A 5,745-nucleotide genomic window follows, 5' to 3' on the forward strand; every position below is an offset into this window, starting at 1 on the left:
TTCGAGGAAGCTCGGCAGAGCGGCGCCATCCTGTTCTTCGACGAAGGCGATGCGCTGTTCGGCAAACGGACAGAGGTGAAGGATGCACACGATCGTTACGCCAATATGGAAGCGGCTTATTTGCTTCAATTAATCGAGGCCTACGACGGGGTAACGATTCTGGCCACCAATCTTATGCAAAATTTGGACGAGGCGCTGCTGCGGCGCATGAGCGTCATCGTTAAGTTCCCATTCCCCAGCGCTGAAGATCGCGCGAGAATATTCGCGTCTCTCCTTCCCGTCGGCGTTCCCCGGGACGAGGATTTGGACCTGCCGTTCCTGGCTCAACGCGTAGAGGTATCGGGCGGTCATATCAAAAATATTGTGCTCGCCGCCGCATTCCTTGCCGCATCCGGACATCAGCCTATCGGAATGACGCATATGGTACGTTCGGCACGCGCCGAGCTTCAGAAACTTGGCAAAATTCCGATGCGGGGAGCTTTCGCGCCTTACAGCGAATGATAGTGAAACGAAGGTGCAGGACGGAAAAAGAGTAGAGTAGTCCAGTCGTAGTATTCGTAGTGTATGGTTGTATTCGCAAGGCCAATCATCATTATTTTTCCGGCCCGTACTTCGGCATGAAACCGATTGCCGGGCAGGTGGAGGAGAGAAGACAATGGGAAGCTACACGGTAATTGCCGACGCCGGCGCCAGCCTGCTCAAGCTGCTGCGCGAGGAAATGACGCCGGATCCGGTATCCCGTCCGGAGCTGATCGGGATGGCGAGTCCGGCGGACAAGGGAGACTTGAACATATCGGTATACATATGCGCGGTGAGGGAGAACAACGAATCGCGCCGAACGGAAATGCTGATCGAAGGCGATATGCTCCGTTATCCGCCGCGTTCCATTGATCTGGAATGTCTAATAACTGCACATTCCAGTGCGGATATATTGACTCGCACGCTTGACGAGCACCGACTGCTGGGCAAGGTTGCGCAGATTCTTCATGACAATAGCGTATTGCGGGGGCCCATGCTGGAGGGAACGCTGGCCGATTCCGATGCCGGGCTCAAAATATCGCCATTGCCTTACGGAACGGAGGATCTGACGCGTCTGTGGCAATTCGGGGATGCGCCTTACAAGCTTTCGCTGGCGTATCGGATCGGTCCCGTGCATCTGGATTCCAATCGCGTCAAGCCGGCCGCCCGCGTTGTGGAGAGACGCATCACGCTGCGCGAGAAGGAGCGGGGATAAGTCATGCACTCCTCTCAATCCACTACCGTATCCCGTTGCTCGCTTGTCATTCGGACGACTGATGTATGGACAGGCCGACCGGCCGCTGCTTCTGCGGTCAGGGTGAGACTCGAGGATGTCCGGGCGACTCCGCTTCGCACGTCGGAAGGCAGCTGGGCGTTTCTGGACATCCACGGTAATTTTTGCACAATAATCGTGGAGTCCGACATGTATCTGCCATGTACCAGACAAGTCGATCTGTCGACGTTGAAGCAAGGTCATCCCGTCGTCGAGCTCTTTTTAATGCCAAGCAGAAGATACACTCCTCCGGCATCCGCCTCCGGTATTATTCGCAGATTGACGGACGGTGCAGGGAAACCGTTGTCGGACGTGGAGGTTTTCGCTTATGTGGAGGACGACAGCATGGCTAGAGGACGAATTCTGGACGAGGAGGTTGCCCCGGGCAGCACGAAGCTTCGTTGCTTGCCCGGCGCGACGAAGCTTAAAAACGGCGACGCGCTGGCCGTGCGCGGCAAAGACGGCAAGGGGGCCGAATGCTTCCGCGTGCTGCCGACCGAGGACGGGGAGGAGCTGCGGCTTGAGCTGGACAGGCCAACAGCAGGCCGGTGGAAGCGTCATACGCTGCTGCTTCCGGCAGCCGCTGCGGTGAGTGATCGGGACGGCTGGGTATTGCTGCCGTTCCGTGGACGCGTATCGCCAGTCGGTGGCGTCGCCGTCCGGCTAAAGCACGAAGATCGTACGCTGGAGGAACGGTGGCCGCTGGAGCAAGGGAAGACGAACGTGCTGCCTGACTTCGTCTGGGCGAAGTGAGTGGCTGGCGGTTGTCGAAGCGAAACTCGCATTATTACAATGGTACCAATGGTGCTTTTGAGTCGCGGCAGGTGTGGATGTGTATGGAAAAACATACACAATACATCGCTGAAGCGCCTGAAGAGGCAATGTGTATGAAATTTCGAGTACAATGGTGCCGTTAAGGCTTAACTGATGCGAATGTGTATGAAATATCGAGTACAATGGTGCCGTAGAGGCGTAACTGATGCGAATGTGTATGAAATATCGAGTACAACAGTGCCGTAGAGGCGCAACTGGTGCGAATGTGTATGAAATTACGAGTACAATGGTGCCGTAGAGGTGCAACTGGTGCGAATGTGTATGAAATTTCGAGTACAATGGTGCCATAGAGCCGCAACTGTTGCGAATGTGTATGAAATTTCGAGTACGATCATGCGCCAGGGTGACTGTAAATCCTATCTGAGCAACAAAAAGGCCCGCGTCGTTCGCAAACGATAACGGGCCTTTTTCGTATAGGCGATAAAACTTGCTTTTATGCTACCGCACCGAACCGTCAACGCGTTACGGCCTTCGAAGCTCGCCCTCGCCGCGGATAGCGAGTCCGCGATGAGCGGCGTTGGGATGCGCGTAGGCAGCACCCTGCAGCCGCTCGCCGTTATCGGCGACGGCGTCGAATGTGACCCGAATGTTCTCGTTTTGCGAAAGCCAGTCCAGCACTTCCGCATCGTCCAATTCTGCCACGTCGACGTACCAGAGCTTATCTCCGTATTGAGTGACCAGCATCAGCTTGGCATCTTTGAAGTGGAGCTCGCGGTTCTCCCACTCGTTATTGCCGATTGTGATGCTGATTAAGTTAAATTCTTCTACTTCCATAGTTACCTTCCACCCCCAGCCGCCTGAAGCGATTGTTTCGCCGTTAAGTTACACCTGCCTCAGGCCGCAGCCGACTCAACTCTTAATACAGCTTGCCTTGCCTGAACAAGACCGAGGACAGCTTCATGACCGCATGCACGTAACAGCTCTGGCGAAGCGTCATCGAATCTCCGAAGTAGGCGGGAAGGATGCTGTTCATCGTCTTTTGCATCTTCGCGAACAGCAGTTTAAATATTTCGGTTTCTGTATAAAATTGCGTCTCCCGTCCCTGCAGCCATTCGAAGTAAGAGACGATTACGCCTCCGGCATTCGCCAAAATGTCGGGGATGATGATGGTTCCTTTCCCGGACAGGATAGCGTCCGCCTCGCCGGTAATCGGGGCGTTCGCTCCCTCCACGATAATGCGGGCTTGCACTTGCGATACGTTGTCCTCGCGGATCTGATCCTCCAAAGCGGCAAGGAAAAGCACGTCTACGTTTAAGGACAGCACATCCTCGCGTCCGAGCACCTGCGCTTTGAGCCCAATCCCGTCCAGCGCTTCCGTCGTTCCGGGAAGATCGCCTTTGTTTGTGGAAGCATATTCGATCAAAGCGGGAATGTCCAGCCCTTCTTCATTGTACAAGGTGACGTTGCGATCGCTGACCGCTACGACACGGTTTCGCAATGCGGAGCACTTGTACGCTTCCAGAGCCGCGACCGAACCGACGTTGCCGAAGCCTTGTACGGCGACGGACAGCGGTCTGCCCGCGTGTTCCCGCGCCGTTTTTGCGAACGGGTTATCGCTGCCTGACAGCCAGCCGCCATGTTCGTTCAAGTAATCATGCAGCATGTAGCGGAACGTGAAGTAGACGCCTTTGCCCGTTGCTTCGCGCCGGCCGAGAGATCCGCCGCTGACGATGCTTTTGCCGGTGAAGCTGCCAAGATAGGGATGGCCGGGATGAATGTTTTTGTATTCGGCCATCATCCAGTCCATCTCGCGTTCGCCCGTGCCCATATCGGGAGCGGGGATGTCCTTGTCGGGACCCAGTACGTCACTGAAGTATTGCACGTATTTTTTGCAGATGAGATATAAATCTTTATCCGAGAAGTTGCGGGGGTTGATGACCACGCCGCCCTTGCCGCCGCCGAACGGCACTTCGTGAAGCGCGTTTTTAAGCGTCATTAACGCCGCGAGATTGGTGACTTCCTCTTCGTTTACCGTCTCGTGAAACCGAATTCCGCCTTTGTAGGGTCCGAGCGCGTCATTGTGCTGAATCCGGAATGCGGGAATTCGGACGACGTTTCCATCCCCAAGCGCGATACGAAGAAATGCCTTATGTACTTTGTTCGGCGTGGACAGAATGGCGGCAAGCGACTGGAACGAACGTTCGCGGAGCTCGCCTTGCAGCTGTGATAGGAATTTGGGATCATCCATTAGAGCGGATAACGATTGTTGTACGATTGCGCCTGTCTGGCTAGCCATTAGTGATGTCCTCCTAGCAAGCGTATTGGTGTTAGCGACCCCATTGTACCATATGTTGCCTGCTACATTGAAATCGCTTATGTTTTGCCGAACAGGGCAATCGCGTTCACAATATTGTCATGTCAATGCGATCCGTTATCCGAACCGTCGAACCCGGACTGCTCTTTTTTCTCTCCGGCCGAATAGGCGACCAGAGCGATTTGACTGCCGTTCTGCTTCGAAAGCCTGTTTTCCAACTGGCGAATGGCGTCCAGCGCATCTTCTTGGTGACGAAGCTCCGCCACATGGTACTGATTGTCCACTACGATTCCTCCTTTCCGCCAATGGTCAACCCTCTACATGATGGGCGTTTTCCATCGCCGTTATGCACGAGTAGCCCTTCCGGGCCAATTGTCCTTTTCTCCGCGGTCTAGTACACTAGATGCTGACTTGGCAGGAAGGACAGGTGGTTTCATTGCATAACAAACAGGACTATAGTTCTAAAATAAAATCCGGTACGGTTTTCGCCGCGCTGTTAATAGCAGGCATGGCGCTGCTGCCCCAGACTGCAGGCGCCGGCAGCGGCTTCGGTCCGGGGACGGCTCTGCATGCGCACGGAGAAGGCGGCGATACCGCCTACTGGTTGAAGGAAAGCGCGGTATACGCTCTTCGCGCGCTCTATTATGGCATGTTGCTCGTCACGACGGGCCATATGTTGACATTCCTTGCCGTATCGCCCGGCGAGAGAGGCGCGCGGCAGCGGGAGTGGATGGGGAAGTGGTCCGGGCCGATGGCAAAGGCGTTGCTTCTGGTCGTTCTGCTTCATGTGTTCGTTCAGTCTAACCGGGTGGCTTCGGGGCTTCAAGGCGGCTTTGACGACTGGCTGCGGGTTTTCACGATGACATCGTCGGGACAAGCCTGGCTTGTCATGGTTGGACTTGCGGTTTTTGGTTTGATCGTAGCTCGCCTTCCGGATGCCATCAAGGCCGTTTGGGCATTGCTGCTGATTGCAACGGAGAGTTTGATCGGGCATCCGGCGGCATCGGACGAGTTAACGGTCGCGGTTTTATCTGATTTCATTCACTTGGCGTGTTCGTCTATGTGGGTATCCGGCGTTGTGTTGTTGCTGCTGTTCTGGAGGTACGACCGGAAGGAAGCTGGACGTTTCGCCGAGACGTTCTCGGGTATCGCTTGGCTAATGATCGCCATCTTGGTTGTTACGGGCGCTATAATGGCATGGCTGTTGCTGCCGGACTTGTCGGCGCTCTGGCGCGGCGCTTGGGGGAGATGGCTCATGGGGAAAACGGCGGTCGTGCTGCTGGTTATCGGGATCGGCGCCGCGTTGCGAAGGAGCGCGCGGCGCGGCGAGCTGCCGCGAGGCAGCCTGCTTAAGCTTGACGGGTTC

The 5,745-nt window shown here is 55.6% G+C and carries 7 protein-coding genes; 4 read left to right on the forward strand and 3 right to left on the reverse strand.

From position 1 onward, the window contains the following. From PAT3040_RS06825 to PAT3040_RS06835, 3 genes are all read left to right on the forward strand, one after another. On the forward strand, positions 1 to 501 hold a 501-nt coding region (locus PAT3040_RS06825), incomplete at its 5' end, for an ATP-binding protein (protein WP_108991988.1). A gap of 154 nt (positions 502 to 655) precedes the next feature. Further along, a complete protein-coding gene (locus PAT3040_RS06830; RefSeq protein ID WP_087566844.1) occupies positions 656 to 1,234 on the forward strand; it encodes a Pvc16 family protein in 579 nt (192 codons plus the stop codon). A 3-nt stretch (positions 1,235 to 1,237) separates the two neighbouring features. Next, a complete protein-coding gene (locus tag PAT3040_RS06835; protein WP_108991989.1) occupies positions 1,238 to 2,044 on the forward strand; it encodes a hypothetical protein in 807 nt (268 codons plus the stop codon). 543 nt (positions 2,045 to 2,587) lie between these two features. Here PAT3040_RS06835 and PAT3040_RS06840 read toward each other — a convergent pair. From PAT3040_RS06840 to PAT3040_RS06850, 3 genes are all read right to left on the reverse strand, one after another. Then, positions 2,588 to 2,899 (reverse strand): hypothetical protein, encoded by a 312-nt coding sequence (locus PAT3040_RS06840; protein WP_108991990.1) that lies wholly within the window; start codon positions 2,897 to 2,899, stop codon positions 2,588 to 2,590. An 82-nt stretch (positions 2,900 to 2,981) separates the two neighbouring features. Next, positions 2,982 to 4,361, reverse strand: a complete 1,380-nt coding sequence (locus PAT3040_RS06845) for a Glu/Leu/Phe/Val family dehydrogenase (RefSeq protein ID WP_108991991.1) — start codon at positions 4,359 to 4,361, stop codon at positions 2,982 to 2,984. Between the two features lie 122 nt (positions 4,362 to 4,483). Beyond that, entirely contained in the window at positions 4,484 to 4,663 is a 180-nt protein-coding gene (locus PAT3040_RS06850) for a hypothetical protein (protein ID WP_108991992.1), read from the reverse strand. A 152-nt stretch (positions 4,664 to 4,815) separates the two neighbouring features. Between PAT3040_RS06850 and PAT3040_RS06855 the strand changes: the two genes are divergently transcribed. After that, the coding region (locus PAT3040_RS06855) for a CopD family protein (protein ID WP_181376466.1) at positions 4,816 to 5,745 on the forward strand (930 nt) is incomplete at its 3' end.

The sequence above is a fragment of the Paenibacillus agaridevorans genome (assembly GCF_003112455.1).
In the GTDB taxonomy this organism is placed as follows: Bacteria; Bacillota; Bacilli; order Paenibacillales; family Paenibacillaceae; genus Pristimantibacillus; species Pristimantibacillus agaridevorans.